This is a genomic window from Mycobacterium sp. DL440 (assembly GCF_011745145.1).
Taxonomy (GTDB): Bacteria; Actinomycetota; Actinomycetes; order Mycobacteriales; family Mycobacteriaceae; genus Mycobacterium.
In genome coordinates this window covers 4,834,367-4,855,008 of the sequence record NZ_CP050191.1, presented here as the reverse complement: position 1 = coordinate 4,855,008, position 20,642 = coordinate 4,834,367, and the positions used below count along the sequence as shown (strand labels likewise).

Annotated in this window: 20 protein-coding genes, 1 tRNA gene and 1 other RNA gene; 10 read left to right on the top strand and 12 right to left on the bottom strand. The window is 67.6% G+C overall.

Annotated elements, in window-relative coordinates:
- Positions 1–25: 25 nt before the first annotated feature.
- The gene (locus tag HBE63_RS23675; RefSeq protein WP_166906920.1) at positions 26–1,105 is read left to right on the top strand and encodes a glycosyltransferase; all 1,080 of its coding nucleotides are present in this window, start codon (positions 26–28) and stop codon (positions 1,103–1,105) included.
- Here HBE63_RS23675 and HBE63_RS23670 read toward each other — a convergent pair whose 3' ends face one another.
- From HBE63_RS23670 to HBE63_RS23645, 6 genes are all read right to left on the bottom strand, one after another.
- Complete coding sequence (locus HBE63_RS23670) at positions 1,106–1,570, bottom strand: GreA/GreB family elongation factor (RefSeq protein ID WP_166906919.1); 465 nt, start codon at positions 1,568–1,570, stop codon at positions 1,106–1,108. It lies immediately after the preceding gene.
- A gap of 96 nt (positions 1,571–1,666) precedes the next feature.
- Positions 1,667–2,917 carry an FAD-binding oxidoreductase gene (locus HBE63_RS23665; protein WP_166906918.1) on the bottom strand — a complete coding sequence of 417 codons (1,251 nt, stop codon included), beginning with the start codon at positions 2,915–2,917 and terminating at the stop codon, positions 1,667–1,669.
- A gap of 74 nt (positions 2,918–2,991) precedes the next feature.
- On the bottom strand, positions 2,992–4,560 hold the full coding sequence (locus tag HBE63_RS23660) for a CdaR family transcriptional regulator (protein WP_166906917.1): 1,569 nt from the start codon (positions 4,558–4,560) through the stop codon (positions 2,992–2,994).
- A 4-nt stretch (positions 4,561–4,564) separates the two neighbouring features.
- Positions 4,565–5,587 (bottom strand): S1C family serine protease, encoded by a 1,023-nt coding sequence (locus HBE63_RS23655; protein WP_166906916.1) that lies wholly within the window; start codon positions 5,585–5,587, stop codon positions 4,565–4,567.
- Positions 5,588–5,637: 50 nt separating this feature from the next.
- Positions 5,638–6,414: a hypothetical protein gene (locus tag HBE63_RS23650; protein ID WP_166906915.1), complete on the bottom strand. Its 777-nt coding sequence runs from the start codon at positions 6,412–6,414 to the stop codon at positions 5,638–5,640.
- 84 nt (positions 6,415–6,498) lie between these two features.
- Positions 6,499–6,584: transfer RNA gene (locus HBE63_RS23645), tRNA-Ser, on the bottom strand.
- 69 nt (positions 6,585–6,653) lie between these two features.
- Here HBE63_RS23645 and ffs point away from each other — a divergent pair.
- From ffs to HBE63_RS23630, 3 genes are all read left to right on the top strand, one after another.
- Positions 6,654–6,748, top strand: an RNA gene (gene ffs, locus HBE63_RS23640) — signal recognition particle sRNA small type.
- A gap of 34 nt (positions 6,749–6,782) precedes the next feature.
- Positions 6,783–8,072, top strand: a complete 1,290-nt coding sequence (locus HBE63_RS23635) for an aminotransferase class I/II-fold pyridoxal phosphate-dependent enzyme (RefSeq protein ID WP_166906914.1) — start codon at positions 6,783–6,785, stop codon at positions 8,070–8,072.
- 111 nt (positions 8,073–8,183) lie between these two features.
- A complete protein-coding gene (locus HBE63_RS23630) occupies positions 8,184–10,238 on the top strand; it encodes a DNA polymerase III subunits gamma/tau (RefSeq protein WP_166906913.1) in 2,055 nt (684 codons plus the stop codon).
- On the opposite strand, the gene HBE63_RS23625 is transcribed toward HBE63_RS23630, so the two are convergent.
- Complete coding sequence (locus tag HBE63_RS23625) at positions 10,235–11,548, bottom strand: class I SAM-dependent methyltransferase (protein ID WP_166906912.1); 1,314 nt, start codon at positions 11,546–11,548, stop codon at positions 10,235–10,237. The genes HBE63_RS23630 and HBE63_RS23625 overlap by 4 nt on opposite strands.
- Before the next feature lie 13 nt (positions 11,549–11,561).
- Entirely contained in the window at positions 11,562–12,953 is a 1,392-nt protein-coding gene (locus tag HBE63_RS23620; protein WP_166906911.1) for an FAD-binding oxidoreductase, read from the bottom strand.
- Positions 12,954–13,018: 65 nt separating this feature from the next.
- On the opposite strand from HBE63_RS23620, the gene HBE63_RS23615 reads away from it, so the two are divergent.
- Positions 13,019–13,456 carry an SRPBCC family protein gene (locus HBE63_RS23615; RefSeq protein ID WP_166906910.1) on the top strand — a complete coding sequence of 146 codons (438 nt, stop codon included), beginning with the start codon at positions 13,019–13,021 and terminating at the stop codon, positions 13,454–13,456.
- On the opposite strand, the gene HBE63_RS23610 is transcribed toward HBE63_RS23615, so the two are convergent.
- Positions 13,453–14,193, bottom strand: coding sequence for an Rv3717 family N-acetylmuramoyl-L-alanine amidase (locus HBE63_RS23610; protein ID WP_208301495.1), 741 nt, complete (start codon positions 14,191–14,193; stop codon positions 13,453–13,455). The two genes, HBE63_RS23615 and HBE63_RS23610, sit on opposite strands and share 4 nt — an antisense overlap.
- Positions 14,194–14,343: 150 nt before the next feature.
- Here HBE63_RS23610 and HBE63_RS23605 point away from each other — a divergent pair, with 150 nt between their 5' ends.
- From HBE63_RS23605 to HBE63_RS23590, 4 genes are all read left to right on the top strand, one after another.
- Positions 14,344–14,676, top strand: coding sequence for a YbaB/EbfC family nucleoid-associated protein (locus tag HBE63_RS23605; protein ID WP_166906908.1), 333 nt, complete (start codon positions 14,344–14,346; stop codon positions 14,674–14,676).
- On the top strand, positions 14,677–15,288 hold the full coding sequence (gene recR, locus HBE63_RS23600) for a recombination mediator RecR (protein ID WP_166906907.1): 612 nt from the start codon (positions 14,677–14,679) through the stop codon (positions 15,286–15,288).
- Positions 15,289–15,401: 113 nt separating this feature from the next.
- Positions 15,402–16,301: a hypothetical protein gene (locus HBE63_RS23595; protein WP_166906906.1), complete on the top strand. Its 900-nt coding sequence runs from the start codon at positions 15,402–15,404 to the stop codon at positions 16,299–16,301.
- Between the two features lie 46 nt (positions 16,302–16,347).
- Positions 16,348–17,058 (top strand): MBL fold metallo-hydrolase, encoded by a 711-nt coding sequence (locus HBE63_RS23590; protein WP_166906905.1) that lies wholly within the window; start codon positions 16,348–16,350, stop codon positions 17,056–17,058.
- Between the two features lie 93 nt (positions 17,059–17,151).
- Here HBE63_RS23590 and HBE63_RS23585 read toward each other — a convergent pair whose 3' ends face one another.
- Positions 17,152–17,823, bottom strand: a complete 672-nt coding sequence (locus HBE63_RS23585) for a type 1 glutamine amidotransferase (RefSeq protein WP_243858773.1) — start codon at positions 17,821–17,823, stop codon at positions 17,152–17,154.
- A 35-nt stretch (positions 17,824–17,858) separates the two neighbouring features.
- Positions 17,859–19,079 carry a Mur ligase family protein gene (locus HBE63_RS23580; RefSeq protein WP_166906904.1) on the bottom strand — a complete coding sequence of 407 codons (1,221 nt, stop codon included), beginning with the start codon at positions 19,077–19,079 and terminating at the stop codon, positions 17,859–17,861.
- 74 nt (positions 19,080–19,153) lie between these two features.
- On the opposite strand from HBE63_RS23580, the gene HBE63_RS23575 reads away from it, so the two are divergent.
- Complete coding sequence (locus HBE63_RS23575; RefSeq protein WP_166906903.1) at positions 19,154–20,143, top strand: DEDDh family exonuclease; 990 nt, start codon at positions 19,154–19,156, stop codon at positions 20,141–20,143.
- 13 nt (positions 20,144–20,156) lie between these two features.
- On the opposite strand, the gene HBE63_RS23570 is transcribed toward HBE63_RS23575, so the two are convergent.
- The gene (locus HBE63_RS23570; RefSeq protein WP_166906902.1) at positions 20,157–20,543 is read right to left on the bottom strand and encodes an SHOCT domain-containing protein; all 387 of its coding nucleotides are present in this window, start codon (positions 20,541–20,543) and stop codon (positions 20,157–20,159) included.
- Between the last annotated feature and the right edge of the window lie 99 nt (positions 20,544–20,642).

Below are 20,642 nucleotides of genomic sequence, written 5' to 3'. Positions count from 1 at the left end.
TGCGGCTCAGGGGCGACGTGACGCGATGAACGTTCTGTTCGTGACAATGGACGGCGGGGGCAATGTGCCGCCGATGCTCGGTGTGGCCCGGGCCGTCGCAGACCGAGGCGATCGGGTTCGCGTCATCGGACATGAGTGCCTGCGGCGCGAAGTCGAGAGTGTCGGGCTCGCGTTTTGGGCCTACCCGACTGCGAGGCCCTGGGACTCGTGTCGCGAGCAAAGCCCGCTCCGGTGGGTGCCGATGTTCAACGACGCCAACATCGGTGCCGATGTTCGGCAGCTGTGTGAACGGGACAGGCCGGACGTCGCCGTTGTCGACTGCATGCTGCTTCCGGCGTTACGGGCTGTGCAGGACGCCGCCGTTCCACATGCGGTGTTCAGCCACACGTTTCGTGACTACCTGAACGGCCCGCACCGGCTCGGGGCCGGCGCAGCGGCGTGGTTCTACGGATATCGGGTGAGCAGACTGTGGAACTCCGCGGACCTCAATATCGTCGTCACGGTGCGGCGTCTCGATCCGGAATCCCTGCGGCCGCAGCCGCACAATGTGCGGTGGGTTGGTGCGGTAGTCGATGCGCGCGAACCCGACCGGCCGGAGGTTCCTGCGCGCGTGCTTGTCAGCATGTCCACCAACGGTTTTCGGGGTCAGCGCCGTACCTTGGCACGGGTTATCGAGGCGTTGGCGACGCTGCCGGTGAATGCGGTGGTGACGACCGGCGGCGTGATCGAACCAGGCGTGCTGCCCAGTGCACCGAATGTGGATGTCCGGGGATATGCCGACCACGGCGAACTGCTGCCGACATGTTCGCTGCTCGTCGGGCACGGCGGACATGCTACGACGTTCCGGGCACTGGCCCACGGCATCCCGACGCTGATCATGCCGGCCAGCGGTCTATCCGACCAACCATTGATCGGGCGTTCGATCGCCGCTGCGGGAGCCGGATTGACGCTGCGCAGGTCGGCGTCGGTCGAGTCCATCCGACGCTCGATCATCACCTTGCTCGTTGAACCGAGGTGGGCAGCCGCTGCGGCGGCCATCGGTGCAGAGATCCGGGCAACGGACGCCGCCGGACGGGCCGCTCAACTGATCGCCGGACTTGCGTGATCACCCCGCGGTGGGCAGGTGCATCCCGAACGGCACCGCGCTGATCAGGGTGACCGGCACGGCCTCGCCGCTGGGCACCGGGTAGCTGCGGTGCTCGCCGGGGCGTGCGCCGACAATTGCCTCGCCCAGCGGTGAGTTCACCGAATAGACCTCCAGGTCGCCGTATTCGGCACCCCGGACGCCCAACAGGAACGTCTCGATCTCGCCGGTCTGGTCGTAACGCACGGTCAGTACCATGCCCGGCTCGGCCACCCCGTCGTCCGGGGGGTTCTCACCGACGACGGCGTTGAGCAGCAGGTCGTGGATCTGCTGGATGCGGGCCTGCCGGGCCCGCTGGATGGCCACCTCGTTCTCGTCGGAGTCGGATGCCGCTTCGCTGGCGATCAGGTCACGCAGCGTCGACAGCTCGACCTGTAGGCGCTCGTAGGCCTGCGGTGATAACCAAATACGTTGGCTGACAGTCATTGTTGGTTCCTTCCGGTGATGCGGAGTTGCCGTCAGGGGCGGGTCGTGCACCGCCCCTGACGGCTTGTGCGCCCGTCAGGGCAAGGTTGTGAATCGTCAGCGCAGGGGATCGAATTCCCGTAGCGCCTCGGGTTGCTTTCCGGTGGTCAGGTATTCGGCGAGCAGTCGGCCGGTGACAGGGCCGTGCGCCAGCCCCCACATCCCGTGACCGCCGGCCACGTAGATGCCTTCTGCCACTTCGCCTATCAGTGGGCGCCCGTCCGAGCTGACCGGCCGCGGGCCCACCCACATGTCGGTGTGGGCATCCCAGTCCACCCCATCGAGCAGCGGCGCGGCCGCGGCGATGATCGCTTCGACCCGCGGCGGTTGCAGCGGATCGTCGGGGGAGCGGAACTCCATGGTTCCGGCCACCCGCAGCCCGCCTTGATACGGCGTGCAGGCGACACGGGCGTCGGGCAGGTAGATGGGCCCGAGAATCGGGCGGTCCACCGGCACGGTGAACGAGTAACCGCGACCGGCCTGCACGGGCGTACGGACCCAGGGTTTCGCCAGCTTCGACAGCCAGGCCCCGGTGGCGATCACAGCGGTCTCGGCGCTCAATGATCGGTCCGTCAGGTCCACGTTCACGCCGGCACCCATGGCCCGCACGTCGGTGACCTCGCCGATGACCAGCTCTGCGCCCCTGGCGATGACGGCATCGCCGAGCGCCTGGACGAACCGGCCCGGGTCCACGAAGCGCTGGCCTTCCACACTGATGCCCGCGGTGATCGCCGAGGACGCCAGCGGGACGTGGTCGCGCAGCATCTCACCGGACAGGCCGGTGACCGTCACGGTCTGTCCGACGGCGGCCATCCGGCGCAGTTCGGTCATCAGATGTTCGGCCTGACGGGAGTTTTCGAACAGCGCGGTGATCGGCCCATCGGTGGTGGGTACCGACACCCCGTTGGAAGTCAGCACGTCGTAGGCCTCGAGGCACTCCTCGTTGAGTGGCACGTTGGCTTTGGCGACCCTGGTCCAGGTCGAGTGCCGGCAGTTCATGGCGAACCGGGCCAGGAACGCCAGCAACCGGGGGCCCGAGGTCAGCGGGATGTGGAGTGGAGCGGCCGGGTTGAAAAGCGACCGTAGGCCGTAACGCAGCACTGCCGGATCGTTGAGCGGGATGGTCAGCGTCGGCGAAACCCAGCCGGCATTGCCCCACGACGCACCTGCGGCGACCCCGGTGCGGTCGACCACGGTGACCTTGACCCCGTGCTCCTGGAGAAACCATGCGGTAGACAGGCCGACGATGCCTGCACCCACGACAACCGCTGACCGCGGTGCACCGTCAATGCGCTCGACCCCATACATGCTCCCATGGTGAGGCCGCTCACGCGCTCGGTGTTTGCGCTATCTCGACAAACAGAAGGGGAGCGATTGTCGAGTTACGACAACTCTTCGGTTGCCGCCAACTCGATCATCATCGCCAGTCGCTTGTGCGCGTCGGCCAGGTCCAGCTGGGTGAGTTCGACCATCTTGCGGAGCCGGTAGCGCACGGTGTTCTCGTGCACACCGAGCGTCCGCCCGGCCCCGGCCAGATCGCCCTGGGCCTCCAACCAGGCCCGCAGCGTGGCCGCGTACTGCGTGCCGTTGGCCTGATCATGAGCCCGTAGCTCGGCGACGGGGCCGCGCTGCGGCGCACGGCCGGCGCGGGCGGCGATACGCAGGCGCTGCAGCAGGATCTCGTCCCACGCCTCGTCGTAGACCGGCACTCTGTCGCCGAGGCCTCGGGCATCCTCGTGCCGGACCTCGTGCAGGACTTCGTGCAGTGCCAGGCACTCGTCGGCCTCACTGCGGGCCAACGCCAGCTCAGCGGCGGTAGCCGGGCCGCTGATGCCGGCCAGCACGGTCACCGGCTCGGGCAACGCGGCGCGCAGCCCCGCCACCCACCGGCTCGCGCCTTCGGCCTCGGCGCCGGGCAACACCGTGTAGACGGTGTTGCCGGCCAGGGCGCTGCGCCCGGGACGTGACCAGCCGAAGCCCGCGGTCGCCCGCTCGAACGCCAGCAGCAGCGCGGCGTGCCGCTCGTCCCCGGTCCGGGCGCGCAACGCGATCACCCGCAGCGGCGTCTGCGGCAACCCGAGCCGGCTGGCCGCCGTGGTGGCATCGGCGGCGCCCTCGAGGAGACGGATGACGAGCTCCGACTCCACCTGGCGTTCCAGATCGGCGCTGGCCCGGGAGCGCAGCAGATGCAGGGCAACCATGCGGGCACCGTCGGCCAGCGCGGCCCGGCGCGCGTCGGGCAGGGGAGCGGCACATGCCACCCAGATCGAACCGAGCACTTCGCGACCGGCCCGGGCAGCCACCGCCATCCGCCCGGTCAGGCCGAGCTCGTCATCGCCGTCGACGAACATCGGCTCGTCCGATTCGGCCAGATGCCGGAACACCCCGCGGGCCTCGAACAGGGTGCGCAGCCGTTCGGGTGCCGCACGGCTCAGGATCGTCTCGGCGCGGGCCGGATCGGCGTGCTGCTGCAGCCGCGAGTACGCCAGCACCGCGCTACGCCGGTCCTCGATGGTGACCGCACCACCCACGGCATCGGCGAGGCTGTCGGCCAGTGCGAACAAATCGGTTGGGCCGCGCCCGGATTCGGTCTCCCGGCCCTCCAGCACGACACCGTAGACCACGGCTGCCAGCTCGCTCCAGGAGACTTCGGGTTCGACCGTCATCACCGCGATGCGGTCGCCGTCCGTCAGTTCATCGTCATCGGCGAGGTTGTGCGGGCCGCGGACCAGGACCACCACGGCGCGCGCTGCCTTCGCCCACTGCACCGCCTCGGACACCGACCCGGCGCCGACCGCCAACAGGACATCACCGATGACCTGCCCGGGTTCGTGCATCACCACGCTGCGCAGCTCGGTCGAGCGTGGCGCCGGGCAGGGTCCGCTTGCCGGGGTGTGCAAGCGCACTCCGTAGCCGCCCAGGACGTTGATCAGGCGGTCCAGTGTGACCACGGGATTACGGCCCGGCGGCCAGCGTGGCCTTGCCGGTGTGCTGCTGGCCGCCCTGGTCCAGCCAGGTCAGGCCGATCACGTCGCCGGGGTAGTGCCGATCGAGGACCAGCGTCAGGGTGCGCGCCGAATCCAGCGGGGTGGTGTCGATGTTGGTGAGCACGTCGCCCGGGATCAGGCCGGCCGCGTCGGCGGGGCCGCCGGCGATGACGTCCTGGACGATCACCCCGCCGCTCTGGCGCTGCGCGGTACGGACGCCGACGCCCAGCAGGGTCGGCGGCCCGATGTGCACCGAGCCCGACGGGGTCCGGGAGCGGATCTGCCCGGCGATGGCCATCGCGTCGTTGATCGGGATCGCGAACCCCTTGCCGCCGGGGCCCATCCGGAAGTTCACCGACGCGGCGGTCGTCATACCCACGACCTGCCCGTCGTCGTTGACCACGGGACCGCCGGAGTCACCGGCACGCACCGGTGCGGCGAATTCGAACAGGCCGTTGATCTCGTCGCTGGTGCCGGTCAGCTCATCTTCGGCGTTGACGGTGCGGTTGAACGCGCTGACGGTGCCCACCTCGTGGGTCAGAGGCGAGGTGGTGCCTCCGGCATTGCCGAGTGCGACGACGGGGTGGCCCGGTGCCAGCGCGGCCGAATCGCCGATCGGTGCCGGCGGGAGGCCGCTCGCACCGTGCAGTTGCAGCACCGCGATGTCGTTCTGCCGGTCGTAGCCGACCAGGTCGGCGGGGAATCGCTGGCCGCCGACCGTGGCGCCGATCGAGTTGGCCCCCTGGACGACGTGATAGTTGGTCAGCACCTCACCGTTCGGCGACAGCACGATGCCGGTGCCGATGCCGTAGGCCTGCTGGTAATCCACAACGGTGTCGATGCGGGCCACCGATGGTTCGACTTGGGCGGCCACGGTCTCCGGATCGCCGGGTGCGGCGCCGGCAGGTGCAATCGGGGCGATAACGGCCGTCGCGGCGGCCACTGCCACCGCGACGATCGTTCTGAACGGATGTGAGCTCACTTTGCTCATGTACCCATCTTGGCTGGATAAGTAGCCGATGTCGACGCGATTGGCGTGCGTCAGTCCTCGGTGGCGACTTCGCCGCGCGTGCGCCGCCCCCGCCGCTTGGTGCCGCTCTTGCTGGACGGCCGCCGGTTGCGCAGGGAGATGCCTTCGGTCGCCTCGGCTTCCTCGGCCGTGGACTGAGGTTCCTCGGTGCCGGACTCTTCGGCCTGGTCCTCGGCCTCTTTCACGTCGGCCTCGGGCTCGACGTCAGTGGCCTCTTCGGTCTCTTCGACCTCTTCGGTCTCTTCGGGCTCGTCCGACTTCTCGGCCTCGTCCACCTCGGCAGCTTCTTCGGCCTCGGCGACCGCCTTCTTGCGACCGCGACGCTCGGCCTTTTGCCGGGTCTTGACCGGCTTCGGCGGCGGGGGTGGCAGTTCGGCGACGAACGCCAGATAGAAGGCGAAGATGCCGAGCAGCGCAATCGCGGCGGCGGCGCCGTAAACCCCGAACAGCCACGGCCCGAAGTTGTCGAGCGACAGCCAGATCTCGGAGACGGCGGTGCAGACGATCAGCACCGCTGCCAGTACGTGCAGGGCGATCGAGGCGGTCCGCAATCGCAGCGCCAACTCGGGGGTGGACAGCTCGGGACGCTTGGTCCGTTGCAGCGTGAACACCACCGGCAGGGCGGCCAGACCGATCAGCGCGCCCGTGACGATGCGCAGGATCAGCCCGAGCGTCGGCGAGGTCTCGCCCATGAGTTCGTGCCAGCGGGGGAGCACGAAAAAGAAGTAGAGGCCGGCGGCCACGATCGAAAACGACACGTGCCAGATCACCGCGACGGTGCGGCCCATACTCCTCCTCGGGTACTGAAATTGGGCCGGGGTGCGAGCTGCTGATCAGGGTTGATTCAGCAGGTCGCACCCCGGACCCGAGCGCGGAGGATAGGGGATTTGAACCCCTGAGGGCTGTTAACCCAACCCGCGTTCCAGGCGAGCGCCATAGGCCACTAGGCGAATCCTCCGTCGGCAATCGTAGCCGACGCTCGAACCGGTCCCGTAAACGCGGGGGACAGCGCGGGTATTACACTCGCCTTGGACCCCGCGCGGCGTCCATCCTGTGAACTCCCCCAGGGCCGGAAGGCAGCAAGGGTCAACGGGCTCTGGCGGGTGCGCGGGGTCCCCTTATGTCCAGCTCGTTCCGCTTCTGTGAAAGGCGCGCGGTGTCGTTCCAGTCTCTTGGCCGCGACGATCTGCTCGCGCAGCATGAAGTCCAGCAGCGTAACTACGCAGAGCTGCAGGCGAAGAACCTGAGCTTGGACCTGACCCGCGGTAAGCCGGCCCCCGAGCAGTTGGACCTGTCCAACGCACTGCTGTCCCTTCCCGGCCCGGAAAAAGATTCCTTCCGCGACCGCACGGGCACCGATACCCGCAACTACGGCGGCCTGCACGGGCTGCCCGAGCTGCGGGAGATCTTCGGGGAGCTGCTCGGAATCCCGGTGCAGAACCTGATCGCAGGCAACAACGCGAGCCTGGAGATGATGCACGACGTCATCGTGTTCTCGCTGTTGCACGGCGGCGTGGATTCGGGAAGGCCCTGGGTCGAGGATTTGGCCGGTACCGGTGTCAAATTTCTGTGCCCCGCGCCGGGCTACGACCGCCATTTCGCGATCACCGAGTCCTTCGGGATCGAGATGATCGCGGTGCCGATGCGCGAGGACGGTCCCGACGTCGACCTGATCGAGGAGTTGGTCGCGGCCGACCCGGCGATCAAGGGCATGTGGTGTGTCCCGGTGTACGGCAACCCGACCGGGATCACCTATTCGTGGGAGGCCGTCCGGCGGCTCGTCCAGATGCGGACGGCGGCAAACGATTTCCGGCTGATGTGGGACAACGCCTACGCGGTCCACACTCTCACCGGCGAGTTCGTCCGTCAGGTCGACGTGCTGGGGTTGGCCGAGGCGGCGGGCAACCCGAACCGTCCGCTCGTGTTCGCCTCGACCTCCAAGATCACCTTCGCCGGGGCGGGGGTGAGCTTCCTCGGCGGCTCGCTGGGCAACATCGCCTGGTACCTGCAGCACGCGGGTAAGAAGTCGATCGGGCCGGACAAGATCAACCAGTTGCGTCACCGGATCTTCTTCGGCGACGCCGACGGCGTGAAGTTACAGATGCAGCGCCACCGCGAGCTGATCGCACCCAAGTTCGCCCTGGTCGCCGAGATCCTGGAGGACCGGTTGGGTGAGTCGAAGATCGCGTCGTGGACGGACCCCAAGGGTGGCTATTTCGTCAGCCTCGACGTGTGGCCCGGCACTGCCAAGCGCACCGTGGCATTGGCCAAGGACGCCGGGATCGCGGTGACCGAGGCGGGTGCGTCGTTCCCGTATCGCAAGGATCCCGAGGACACGAACATCCGCATCGCCCCGACGTTCCCGTCGCTGTCCGATGTCCGTGAGGCGATCGACGGCCTGGCCACCTGCGCGCTGCTCGCAGCGACCGAGTCACTTTTGCGTTGACCTTTTGCGTTGACTTAGCACTGACGCCGCATTTGTGCGGGTGACGGTGTGCGTGGTGTCAAAGTCAACGGGCACCGGCGCGGCGTCAGACCCAGTCGGTAGCCTTCTCCCGTGGCTCTCTACCGCAAATACCGGCCGGCAAGCTTCGCGGAAGTCGTTGGCCAGGAACATGTCACCGAGCCGCTATCGACCGCGCTGACCGCCAACCGGATCAACCACGCCTATCTGTTCTCCGGACCGCGCGGCTGCGGCAAGACGTCGTCGGCCCGCATCCTGGCCCGCTCGCTCAACTGTGAACAGGGGCCCACGCCGACGCCGTGTGGGGTGTGCGATTCGTGCGTCGCGCTGGCGCCCAACGGCCCGGGCAACGTCGACGTCGTGGAACTCGACGCGGCCAGCCACGGCGGTGTGGACGACACCCGTGAATTGCGTGACCGCGCGTTCTACGCGCCGGCGCAGTCGCGGTACCGCATCTTCATCATCGACGAGGCGCACATGGTCACCACGGCCGGATTCAATGCGCTGCTCAAGATTGTCGAAGAGCCACCCGAGCACCTGATCTTCGTGTTCGCCACGACCGAACCGGAAAAGGTGCTGCCGACCATCCGGTCGCGCACCCATCACTACCCGTTCCGGCTGCTGGCTCCGCGCACCATGCGCCCGCTGCTGGAGCGCATCTGTGCCGAGGAGAACGTCAACGTCGACGACGCGGTGTACCCGCTGGTCATCCGGTCCGGCGGCGGTTCACCCCGCGACACCCTGTCGGTGCTCGATCAGCTGCTGGCGGGCTCCGAGCAGGGCGCCAACGGCAACCACATCACCTACCAGCGGGCACTGGCCCTGCTCGGCGCCACCGACATGGCGCTCATCGACGACGCGGTCGAGGCGCTGGCCGCCGGGGACGCGGCCGCGCTGTTCGGTGCCGTAGAGGCCGTCATCGATGCCGGTCATGATCCGCGGCGGTTCGCTACCGACCTGCTCGAGCGTTTCCGCGATCTGATCGTGCTGCAGGCCGTGCCCGATGCCGCCACCCGCGGTGTGGTGGACGCCCCGGCCGACGTGCTGGAGCGGATGCGGGAACAGGCCGCCCATGCCGGTGCGGCGACATTGGCTCGTTATGCCGAGGTGGTGCACGCCGGCCTTGGTGAGATGCGCGGCGCCACCGCGCCGCGGCTACTGCTGGAAGTGGTGTGTGCCCGGCTGTTGCTGCCGTCGGCGCATGACACCGAATCGGCGCTGCTGCAGCGCATCGAACGCATCGAGACCCGACTGGACATGTCGATCCCGGCCGGCGAGGCGGTGTCGTCATCAGCGGCTCGGTCTGTCGAGCCGGCCAAGACCTTCACCCGCCGCAGCCAAGCTGCCCCGGATGCCGTCCCCGCTGAGGCGCCTACGCCTACGACTGCGCCGCCTCCGTCTGCTCCTGAACCAGAGGCGGCGCCGCAACCGGTGGCCGCCCCAGAACCGGTGATCGCCCCAGAACCGGTGGCCGCACCCGAACCTGTTTCGGCAGCTCCCCCGCCGCCCCCTGGTCCGGAACCCGAGCCTGCTCCGGAACCCGAGCCCGAGCCACCACTGCCGCCGGAGCCGGGCTTCGAGCCCGAGCCCGCCCGGGAACCTGAGCCTGAGCCCCGGCCGGCGCAAACATCGGTGGCTCCCGGTGGCGAGCCCAACGCAGCTGCGGTGCGCTCGATGTGGACCACGGTGCGGGAGAAGGTGCGTGAGCGCAGCCGTACCACCGAAGTCATGCTGTCGGGTGCCATCGTGCGGGCAGTTGAGGACAAAACCCTTGTGCTGTCCCATGACTCACCGCCGCTGGCCAAGCGGCTCACCGAGTCGCGCAATGCCGACGTGATCCGCGATGCGTTGAAGGATGCGCTCGGGGTGGACTGGCAGATCCGGTGTGAGGTCGGCACTGCGGAGGCGGCCCCGCCGCCGCCGCCAAAAGCTGCGAAGCCTCCGCCGCGGGTGCCGACCCGGCCGGGTCGAGTCATCCCCGAACCCGACCCGGTGCCGGATCCGGAACCGCCCTCGTCCCCTGAGGACGAGGAGGAAGCGATGCTCGCCGAGGCTTCACAGAGTGAGGCCGGTCCGCGTCGTGACCCCGAAGAGATCGCGCTCGAACTGCTGCAGAACGAACTGGGCGCGCGGAAGATCGAGAGCTAAGGCGTCCACCACGGCCGCAGCGGCAGACCGCCGTCGTTCCCGCGCTCGTCGAGCTTGACGGCCAGAACCTGGTGCAGCTGAACCACATCCGTCTCGAAGCCGAGCCGCGAACCGGCCATGTACAGGCCCCACACCTTGGCGGTGGGCAGTCCGACCTCGGCGACGGCCTCATCCCAGTGCTCGACGAGGTTGGCGCACCAGTCGCGCAGCGTCATCGCGTAGTGCTTGCGCAGGTTCTCCTCGTGCATGACCTCAAGGCCGACATCCTGCACCTCGGTGATGATCCGCCCTGAGCCGGTCAGCTCCCCGTCCGGGAACACATAGCGGTCGATGAACCCTCCGGCTACCGCGTTCGATCGGTTGTCGTGGCGGGTGATGCAGTGGTTCAGCAGCAGCGCGCCGGGCCGCATCTTCGACTTCAGGAAACCGAAGTACGACGGGTAGTTGTGCACACCGATGTGCTCGGTCAGGCCGATCGAGGACACCGCGTCGAACCCGGTCTCGGCGATGTCGCGATAGTCGCCGTGGCGTACCTCGGCCAGGTCCTCGAGACCCTCTTTGGCGATGGCCTCCTGCGCCCAGCGGGCCTGCTCCGTGGACAGCGTCACCCCGAGCGCATTGACCCCGTGCCGCGCGGCGTAACGCACCATGCCGCCCCAGCCGCAGCCGACATCGAGCAGCCGGTCGCCGGGCTGTAGCCGCAGCTTCTCGAACACCAGCCGGTACTTGTTGTCCTGCGCCTCCTTCAGGCCGGCGTCGGCATCCGGGTAGCACGCGCAGGTGTAGGTCATCGACGGCCCGAGCACCCATTCGTAGAAGGTGTTGGACACGTCGTAGTGATGGTGGATCGCCTCGGCATCACGGGTCTTGCTGTGCCGCAATCCCTCTACCGCACGGCGCCACCGCGGCAGCGCTTCCTGGGGCGGCGGTGCGATGGGCTTGAGGTGTTCGATGCCGATGGAGCGGACGATGTTGGCCAGCACGCGGGCGGGCGGGCGCTTGAACGCCATTTTCTCGGCCAGTGCACACAGCAGCGGGTACGGGTCACCCGGATGCACCCCGTACATGTCCAGGTCGCCGGACACATATGCGCGGGCCAGACCCAGATCCCCCGGAGCGGTGGCCAGATACGTGGTGCCGCGCGGGGTCTTGAGGTCCAGTCCGAGGGTGGCATCGCTGGGGCCGGAGGTGCTTCCGTCGTACGCGGTGAACTTCAGCGGCTGCGAGCCCGATGCGAAGATCTCCAGGATCTCGGCCAGGCTGAGCTTGTGATCGCCTGCGTGCGTCGAGTGTTCTTTGAAGGTGGTCATCGCTGTTCTCCATTCATCGGCGCAAGACGGCTTTCGAATACAGGTCAAACAAGCGTGAATCGGGGTCGTAGGACTTCTTGACGGTCTTGTAGGTCTCGCCGCCGTACAGCTCGTCGAAATCCTCCCGCGGATAATAGGAATCCGAATACAGCGACTTGTGCCCTTCGAGCTCGCTGACCTTGGTCTCGATCAGCTTGTTGGTGTGGCCTTCGACGGGGCCGACCGGCACCGAGGACCAGAATCCGACGTTGACGTACGTGTGGTGCGGCCGCAGTGGGTACAGGGGCCAGCCCGCGCCCTTGCGGTCGTCATCGCGTAACCGCAGCGGGCACAGCCAGATCGGTTCGATCGGGACGTTCTCCAGGAACCAGTTCAAGAATGCCGTGCAGTTCTCCAGTGGCACCTCGATGTCCTGCACCACCCGCTCGCGGGGCGGACGGCCGTGACGTTTCTCGATCCGGTCGGCGATGTCGAACCGCTGGTCGTAGCCGACGAGCTTCCAGTAGAAGCTGCTGCGGCGCAGCTTGCGCGGCCAGAACCGCCGGATCGTCGGGTTCTGCGCGCCGAATGCCCGTGAACACCAGAACCAGTCGGTGTCCCATCGCCACAGGTAGTCGTGGATGGTCAGCCGGTCGTGCTTTTCACCCTGCGCGTGCTGGATCGAGCGGTAGTAGATGTCCTGGCCGGTGTAGTCGCTGACCGGGCCCGGTGTCGTCGTCTTGAAGCCGACGCACAGATAGCTCTCGTCGGCGCTGAACACGACGCCGTCGAGGTAATCGACCGGCTCGCCGTCGAGTCCGCCGGTCTCGATGATCCGATCCATTGCCGAGACAAGCTCGGTCAGTGAGTGAAAGCGCAGGTGGCGCAGTGCGACAAACGGCGTGACGGGCTCGAGCTCGATCCGCAGCCTGGTCGAATAGCCCAGCGTGCCATAAGAATTGGGGAATGTCCGAAACAGTTCGGAATGCTGGTCCGGTGTTGCGGTGACGATCTCGCCCGCCCCGGTGAGGATGTCCATCTCCAGCACCGATTCGTGCGGCAGACCGTTGCGGAACGACGTCGACTCGATGCCGAGCCCGGTGACCGCACCGCCCAGCGTGATGGTCTTGAGTTGCGGCACCACCAATGGGGCCAGACCGTGCGGCAGCGTCGCAGCCACCAGGTCCTCGTAGGTGCACATGCCGGCCACGTCCGCGGTACGGGCTTCGGCGTCGACCGCGATCACGTTGGTCAGACCTGTTACGTCCAAACCTTTGACATCGCTGCGATCGCGCGCACGGAACAGGTTCGACGTGGGCTTGGCAAGCCTCACCGTCGAATTGGGCGGTATGGCGCGGTAACTGTCCAGTAGGCGCTGCACGCCCAGGGTATGGGCAGCTTGTGCGTCAGTCGTAGCAACGGACACACATATACGCTAGTCGGAGGTTGCCGACGATGCGACCGCAGACACGAGTTAAAGGAGTTTCAGTCATGGGACAGGTCAGTGCGGTCAGCACGGTTCTGATCAACGCCGAGCCGGCCGCTGTGTTCGCCGCGATCGCGGACTACCAGACCGTGCGCCCGAAGATCCTTTCCTCGCACTACCGCGACTATCAGGTGCTCGAGGGTGGTCAGGGCGCGGGCACGGTGGCCAGCTGGAAGCTGCAGGCCACTGAGTCGCGGGTGCGTGACATCAAGGCCTCGGTGGACGTGGCCGGGCACACGGTGATCGAGAAGGACGCGAATTCCAGCCTGGTGACCAACTGGACCGTCGCCCCGGCGGGCGCCGGATCATCGGTCAACCTCAAGACCAGCTGGACCGGTGCCGGCGGAGTCAAGGGCTTCTTCGAGAAGACGTTCGCACCGCTGGGCCTGCGCAAGATCCAGGACGAGGTGCTGGCGAACCTGAAGAGGGAAGTCGAGAGCTAACGCGCCGGACTTCCGGCCTGGGTTCCCAGATAGGCCACGACGCCCCGGGCGATGGCCTCGGCGTACTTCTGCTGGCCGTCCGGGGTCTTCATCAGGCTGGAGTCGACCGGGTTCTTCATGTTGCCGCACTCGACCAGGATCGACGGGAACTGCGCAAGGTTCAGCCCGGCGATGTCCGAGCGGGCGTCCAGGCCACCCGAACCGATGTAGGTGGCGGGCGGGATGCCCGACGCCGACAGCTGATCGCGCATGGTCTTGGCGAACTGCACTGACGGTCCGGCCTGCACATTGTTCAGCGGCGGCGACGAGTAGAGCACGTGGAAGCCGCGACCGTTGGCCGGGCCGCCGTCGGCGTGGATCGAGACGATGGCGTTGGGGCGCAGCGCGTTGGCCATCGAGGCGCGTTCGTCGACGCACGGTCCCAGCGCGTTGTCATTGCCGCGTGACATCGCGGTGCGCACCCCCATCTGGGTCAGGATGGCGCGAACCCGCAGGGTGGTGTCCCAGGTAAAGGTGTGCTCGGGGAATCCGTCCTCGGTGGAGGTGCCGCTGGCCTGGCAGTCCTTGGTGCCGCCGCGGCCGGTCGGCACCTGGCGGCTGATCGACCCGTCGTTGGCGCCGTTGTGGCCGGGATCGAGGAAGACGATCATGCCGGCGACGTTCGAGGGGGCGGCGGTGGCGTGAGGTGTGTCGACGATGGCGGTCGTGGTCGCAGCGATGATCACGCTGCTGATCATGGCGGTGCCGACACGCACGCAGGCTGGGACTCGCACGGGCGCCACGCTAGCCCGCGCGCCGACTAGGCTGAAAGCTCAAATCGCCGCCGACAGGCGAGAGCAACCAAGTCGAGACCAAGACGCAATCAACACGGCAAGGGGACCCAGTCAATGCAACCCGGAGGCACGCCCGACATGTCGGCCCTGCTGGCGCAGGCCCAGCAGGTACAGCAGCAGCTCATGGAGGCGCAGGAAGCGCTGGCCAATTCCGAGGTGCACGGTCAGGCCGGCGGCGGATTGGTGCAGGTCACGGTCAAGGGCAGCGGTGAGGTGGTCGCGGTGGCCATCGATCCCAAGGTGATCGATCCGTCCGACCCCGAGACTCTGCAGGACCTCATCGTCGGTGCTCTCGCCGATGCCTCCAATCAGGTGAACACTCTCGCCCAGAGCCGGTTGGGCCCGCTGGCCGGCGGTTTGGGCGGGCTCGGACTTCCGGGGCTGTGAGTGTTTGAAGGCCCGGTCCAGGATCTGATCGACGAGCTCGGCAAGCTGCCGGGCATCGGGCCCAAGAGCGCGCAGCGGATCGCTTTCCACCTGCTGAGCGTCGAGCCGCCCGAGATCGACCGGCTGACCGCGGTGCTGGGCCGCGTCCGTGACGGCGTCACCTTCTGTGCGGTGTGCGGCAATGTCTCCGATGAGGAACGTTGCCGCATCTGCAAAGACCCGCGCCGCGACGCCTCACTGGTGTGCGTTGTCGAGGAGCCCAAGGATGTGCAGGCCGTCGAGCGCACCCGCGAATTCCGTGGCCGTTATCACGTGCTGGGTGGGGCGCTGGACCCGTTGTCGGGCGTCGGGCCCGATCAATTGCGCATCCGCGAACTGCTCAACCGGATCGGTGAACGCGTCGACGGCGTCGACGTGGCCGAGGTGATCATCGCCACCGACCCCAACACCGAGGGTGAGGCCACCGCCACCTACCTGGTGCGGATGCTGCGCGATATCCCCGGCCTCACCGTCACCCGCATCGCCTCGGGCCTCCCGATGGGCGGTGACCTGGAGTTCGCCGACGAGCTCACTCTGGGCCGGGCCTTGGCCGGCCGCCGCGCGATGGCTTGATCACCTCCCCACCTTTTCCGCCGAAACGGCATTCCAGCAGGGCCTTACTCGTACTTCTCCTGCCGGAATGCCGTTTCGGCGGACTTGTCGTACGTGAGGGCAAGCATCTGCCTATGGGGGAGATATTCATCGGCACCGAGGCGATTGCCAGCGGCGCCGTCACGCGGCATGAACTGCAGCGCTGGTACCGACCGATCTTTCGGAACGTCCATGTCCCGAAGGGGCAGTCGTTGTCGCTACGAGACCGCACCACCGCGGCCTGGCTGTGGACACGGCGCGACGGCATCGTGTCCGGGGTCGCCGCCTCCGCGCTGCATGGGGCGGAGTGGGTGGACGACGACGTCGCGATCGAGCTCATCTGGAACTACCTCCGCTCGCCGCGCGGCATCATCGTCCGGCACGAGCGCATCGCCGATGACGAGATCAGCTGTGTCGCAGGCATACCGGTGACGACACCCGCGCGCACGGCGTTCGACCTCGGCCGTTTCCTGCCACGCAAGGAGGCGCTGGAGCGGTTGGATGCACTCATGCACGCATGCCCGTTTTCCACCGACGACGTGCTCATGCTGGCCCAGCGTTACCGAGGTGCACGCGGGGTGGCCAAGCTCAAGGCTGTGCTCCCGTTGGTCGACGGTGGCGCTGCGTCACACCCCGAGACCTGGTTGCGTCTGCTCTACATCGACGCCGGGCTCCCGCGGCCGACAACTCAGATCGCCATCGTCGACGAGTGGGGCCGGGTGGTCCGCACTGTCGACATGGGCTGGGAAGAGTTCAAGGTCGTTTCGGAGTACGACGGCGAACAGCATCAGACCGACCGTGCCCAGTACGTCAAGGATCTGAAGGTGTTGCCGAAGCTTCGCCAACTTGGCTGGGACGTCATGCAGGTGATCAAGGAGGACCGGGAGCAGGAGGTCGTCCAGCGCGCATTTCGCGCGTTGAAGGCCCGCGGCTGGGACGGCACTCTCCGTGCAACACCGCGCGAAACCGCATTCCAGCAGAAGAAGTGCGCGTAGCGGCCTGCTGGAATGCGGTTTCGGCGGACGTCGGTAGCGTCGAGTCATGCCCGACCTACTCGAGATGGCGCCCTCGCTCTATCGCTTGCGTATCCCCGGTGAACGGGCGCACCTGCTCAACAGCTATCTGTGGCTGGACGCAGATGGCGTGACGCTGATCGACACTGGCTGGCCCGACAGCGCCGAGTTGATCGCCGATGCGCTCACCGAACTGGGCCTGCGACGGATTCACGTCAAGCGCATAGTGCTCACCCACTTTCACGAAGACCACTGCGGTGCGGCCGCCGAAATCGCGGACTGGTCCGACGTGGAGGTCATCGCCGGCAAGGGTGATGCCGAGTTCGTCCGTGGCGGCGAACCCGGACCGCTGCCGGTGTTGACCGACTCGGAGCGGACGCTTCGCCCGGACTTCGACGCATCACCGCACGGCCCGGCATGCCGGGTGGATCGGGTGGTCGGCGACGGTGACGTTCTGGATTTCGCCGGCGGGGCAAGGGTGATCGGCGTGCCCGGCCACACCCCAGGCAGCATCGCGCTGTATCTCCCGGCGGCCGATGCGGTGCTCACCGGCGATGCGATTGCCGAGTTCAACGGCCAGGCGATGCTCGGTGTCTTCAACACTGACCGGGCGGCCGCGTCGCGCGCGGTGGACATTCTTGCGGCCACGGGCGCGCAGCGCGCGGGGTTCGGCCATGGCGAGCCGATTCTCACCGACGCCGCATCACGAATAGCCGCCGCGGTCGACGCTTTCGTCTAGCCCCGCTTCTAATCCCGCCGAAACGGCATTCCAGCAGAAGAAGTATGAGTAGCGGCCTGCTGGAATGCGGTTTCGGCGAAAGTTGGAGGACGCCTAGACCCGGCGCGGGGCGGCCAGGCGTTCGCGGCGCAGCAGGTCGACCTCGGGCAGTTTCAGCGGCGGGAGCTCACCGACTACCTGCGAGAGCAGATGGTCGGCCAGCTCCGGATTGCGCGCCAGACATGGCCCATGTAGGTAAGTGGCCATCACGCTGCCCTGCACGGCGCCGTCGTAGCCGTCGCCCAGGCGGTTGCCCGCACCCTTGGTGACCGCGGCCAGCGGCCTGGCGTCAGGGCCCAGAACCGTTCCGCCACGGTGGTTTTCGAAGCCCGTCAACGGCTGAGTGAGGCCGCCGAGCAGGGGAGTGGACGCCACCTCACCGATGGTGCGGGCCTCCTGTGGTGACGTGGTGACGTCGAGCAGCCCGACACCCTCCACCCGTTCACCGGCCGAGGTCTCGTACCAGTGGCCGAGGACCTGGATCGCCGCGCAGATCGCGAGCACCGGCGCGCCCCGCGAAACCGCCTGTTGCAGACCGGGATACCGGATCAGGTGCTTGGTGGCCAGCCGCTGCGCATAGTCCTCGGCGCCGCCGAGGGTGTACAGATCCAGCGAGTCGGGCACCGGATCGGCCAGGGTGATCTCCACGATCTCGGCGTCGATGCCGCGCAGCCGCAACCGCTGTTGCAGCACCACCGCATTGCCGCTGTCCCCGTAGGTCCCCATCACGTCGGGCAGCACGAGCCCGATCTGCACAGCACTCACGAGATCCGCCGATTCAGTTGCAGGAACGCGGTGTAGTTGGCGATCACCTCGACGTGCCCGGGTGGGCAGGAACCGATCGCGGCGACGGTGTCGTGCACCAGTGAGTGTTCGACGCCGGCGTACCCGAGCCGTACCGCCAGGTCGGTGCCGCGCTCACCGGCGGCGACGACGACCGTGTCCTCAAAGTGTTCGAAGCGAACATCCCACAACCACGACAGATCCTCACCGTCGGGAACCTGCCCGTTGACCGAGATGACGACGCCGGCTGCGTGCTTGTCCACCATCGACAGGGCCTCCTGCCACCCGGCCGGGTTCTTGGCCAGCAGGATCCGCGTGGTGTGTGAACCGATCTGCACGGTGCGGTACCGGCCCGCGACCTCATCGACGCCGGAGACCGCAGCTACCGCGGCAGTCGGGTCCGCGCCGAGTGCCACCGCGGCGGCGACGGCCTGCGTGGCGTTGCCGCGATTGACGGCGCCGGGCAGGGCCAGCGTCATCGGCAGCACGAGACCGTCGGGCCCGTAGATGTGTGTGTCGTCGAACCACCACTGCGGGCTGGGACGCTTGAAGTCGCTGCCCGTCGAGTGCCAGTCCCGTCCGTCGCGGACGATGATCTCGCCGGACCGTGGGCAGCTCACCGAGTCACCTGACCAACTGCCGCCGGCGGCCACCCACACCACGTTGGGGCTGTCGTAGGCGGCCGAGGTCATCAGCACGTCGTCGCAGTTGGCCACGACCACCGCGTCGCGGTGCCGCGCCAGCCCGCCCCGCAGGGTGCGCTCGATGTGGTTGATCTCACCGACCCGGTCGAGCTGGTCGCGGGACAGGTTCAGCAGAACGATCACCGACGGGTCCACGGCGTCAGATACATGCGGGACGTGCATCTCGTCGACTTCCAGCGCGGCCAGCTCGGCGTCTCGCGCTGAGGCCAGCGCCGCCACCAGGCCGGCGTCCATGTTGGCGCCCTCGGAGTTGCTGGCCACCGGGCCGAGCGTCGCCAGGGCGGCCGCGGTCATGCGGGTGGTGGTCGACTTGCCGTTCGTGCCGGTCACGACCACGCTGCGACGGCACTGGCCCAGCTGGCTCAGGATCGAATGGTCCAGCGTCATGGCGACCAGTCCGCCGATCATCGCGCCCGCACCGCGGCCGGTAACCCGCGACGCCCAGCGTGCGGTTGCTCCGGCGGCCAGTGCGGCGCGCCCACGGATGGTCAGCATTCCGGCGATTTTAGGGGCACGACACGCAAGCGCGCCGCCCGACTCTGTCGGGGCTGCGTGCCATCCTGGCGAATATGAGCAGCGCGTGGGGCAGGCCGGCGGAGGAGCCGGGAGCGGGCTGGGCGGTCGTCGACGTGGAGACCACCGGGTTCCGGCCCGGGCAGGCTCGCATCGTCAGCGTCGCCGCACTGGCGGTCGGGGACGACGGCAATGTCGAGCGCAGCGTCGCCTCCCTGCTGAACCCGGGGGTGGACCCCGGGCCCACCCATGTGCACGGGCTGACCGCCGAGATGCTGGAAGGCCAGCCGACCTTCGGTGACGTCGTCGGCGAGCTGAGCGACATCCTGCGCGGACGCACGATGGTCGCCCACAACGTGGGCTTCGACTACAGCTTCCTGACCGCCGAGGCCGAACTGGTCGGTGCCGAGCTGCCGATCGACAGCGTGATGTGCACCGTCGAGTTGGCCCGTCGGCTGTCGCTGGGCACTGAGAATCTGCGGCTGGAGACGTTGGCGGCGCACTGGGGCGTGAGCCAGATGAGACCGCACGATGCGCTCGATGACGCGTTGGTGCTGGCACAGATCCTGAAGCCGACGCTGGCCAGGGCCCGCGACCGCAGGGTCTGGCTGCCGCTGCGGGAGGTGAGCCGACGCCGTTGGCCCAACGGCCACATCACCCACGAAGAATTGCGGCCGTTGAAGGCGCTGGCCTCGCGGCTGCCGTGCGAGTACGCCAACCCCGGCGTCTTCGTGCCGGGGCGGCCGCTGGTGCAGGGCATGCGGGTGGCGTTGTCGGCGGAGGTGGTGCGCACCCACGAGGAGCTCGTCGAGCGCATCCTGCACGCCGGGCTGTCCTACACCGACCTGGTGGACCAGCAGACCTCACTCGTGATCTGCAACGAGACCGCGCCCAATCAGGGCAAGGGTTACCAGGCCGCCGAGTCGGGGGTGCCGCTCGTCGACGACGAGACGTTCATGGGTCTGCTGACCCACATCGTCGGTGGCGCCGATATCGAGGAGTTCTGCGACACCCCCGCAGAGAGCGATCAGTACACGCTGTTCTGACTCCGCTCGGATTTCAGCCCAGCGCCTTCGCCTTCAGCCCGTCGAACTCTGCCTGGGTGATCGTGCCGGCATCCAGCAGAGCCTTGGCGTCGGCGATCTCCTGAGCCGGGGACCGTCCTGCCGCCTCGCGGATGTAGGAGTCGGCCTCCTTCTTGGCCGCCAGTGCCGCCGCCTGGGCGCGTTCGGACATGCCCTTACCGCGGGCGATCAAATACACCAGCGCGGTGAGCCACGGGAACACGATCAGGAAGACCACCCACACGGCCTTGACCCAGCCGGAGGTCTTGTGATCACGCCAGAACAGGTCCGTGAGGATCTGGAACAGGACCAGCAAATAGGCGATCCAGGCGAAGATGATCAGGAAATGCCATAGGAAATCCCAAGTCGAACCCCAGTCCATAACCGCTCCTTGCAGTTGTCGGTCGCGTAGTGATCTACGCGAACGTCAGCTAACCACGTGCGGGTGGCCCACGCCCGGCGACTCGACCGCCGAAACTAC

Excerpts from the sequence above, each read along its gene's own strand:
- HBE63_RS23575 (WP_166906903.1), top strand. The coding sequence starts at position 19,154 with ATGAGCAGCGCGTGGGGCAGGCCGGCGGAGGAGCCGGGAGCGGGCTGG.
- HBE63_RS23675 (WP_166906920.1), top strand. The coding sequence starts at position 26 with ATGAACGTTCTGTTCGTGACAATGGACGGCGGGGGCAATGTGCCGCCG.
- HBE63_RS23605 (WP_166906908.1), top strand. The coding sequence starts at position 14,344 with ATGCAACCCGGAGGCACGCCCGACATGTCGGCCCTGCTGGCGCAGGCC.
- HBE63_RS23665 (WP_166906918.1), bottom strand. The coding sequence starts at position 2,917 with ATGTATGGGGTCGAGCGCATTGACGGTGCACCGCGGTCAGCGGTTGTC.
- HBE63_RS23570 (WP_166906902.1), bottom strand. The coding sequence starts at position 20,543 with ATGGACTGGGGTTCGACTTGGGATTTCCTATGGCATTTCCTGATCATC.
- HBE63_RS23590 (WP_166906905.1), top strand. The coding sequence starts at position 16,348 with ATGCCCGACCTACTCGAGATGGCGCCCTCGCTCTATCGCTTGCGTATC.
- HBE63_RS23670 (WP_166906919.1), bottom strand. The coding sequence starts at position 1,570 with ATGACTGTCAGCCAACGTATTTGGTTATCACCGCAGGCCTACGAGCGC.
- HBE63_RS23595 (WP_166906906.1), top strand. The coding sequence starts at position 15,402 with ATGGGGGAGATATTCATCGGCACCGAGGCGATTGCCAGCGGCGCCGTC.
- HBE63_RS23610 (WP_208301495.1), bottom strand. The coding sequence starts at position 14,193 with ATGATCAGCAGCGTGATCATCGCTGCGACCACGACCGCCATCGTCGAC.
- HBE63_RS23585 (WP_243858773.1), bottom strand. The coding sequence starts at position 17,823 with ATGGGGACCTACGGGGACAGCGGCAATGCGGTGGTGCTGCAACAGCGG.
- HBE63_RS23615 (WP_166906910.1), top strand. The coding sequence starts at position 13,019 with ATGGGACAGGTCAGTGCGGTCAGCACGGTTCTGATCAACGCCGAGCCG.
- HBE63_RS23625 (WP_166906912.1), bottom strand. The coding sequence starts at position 11,548 with ATGACCACCTTCAAAGAACACTCGACGCACGCAGGCGATCACAAGCTC.
- HBE63_RS23655 (WP_166906916.1), bottom strand. The coding sequence starts at position 5,587 with ATGAGCAAAGTGAGCTCACATCCGTTCAGAACGATCGTCGCGGTGGCA.
- HBE63_RS23650 (WP_166906915.1), bottom strand. The coding sequence starts at position 6,414 with ATGGGCCGCACCGTCGCGGTGATCTGGCACGTGTCGTTTTCGATCGTG.
- HBE63_RS23580 (WP_166906904.1), bottom strand. The coding sequence starts at position 19,079 with ATGCTGACCATCCGTGGGCGCGCCGCACTGGCCGCCGGAGCAACCGCA.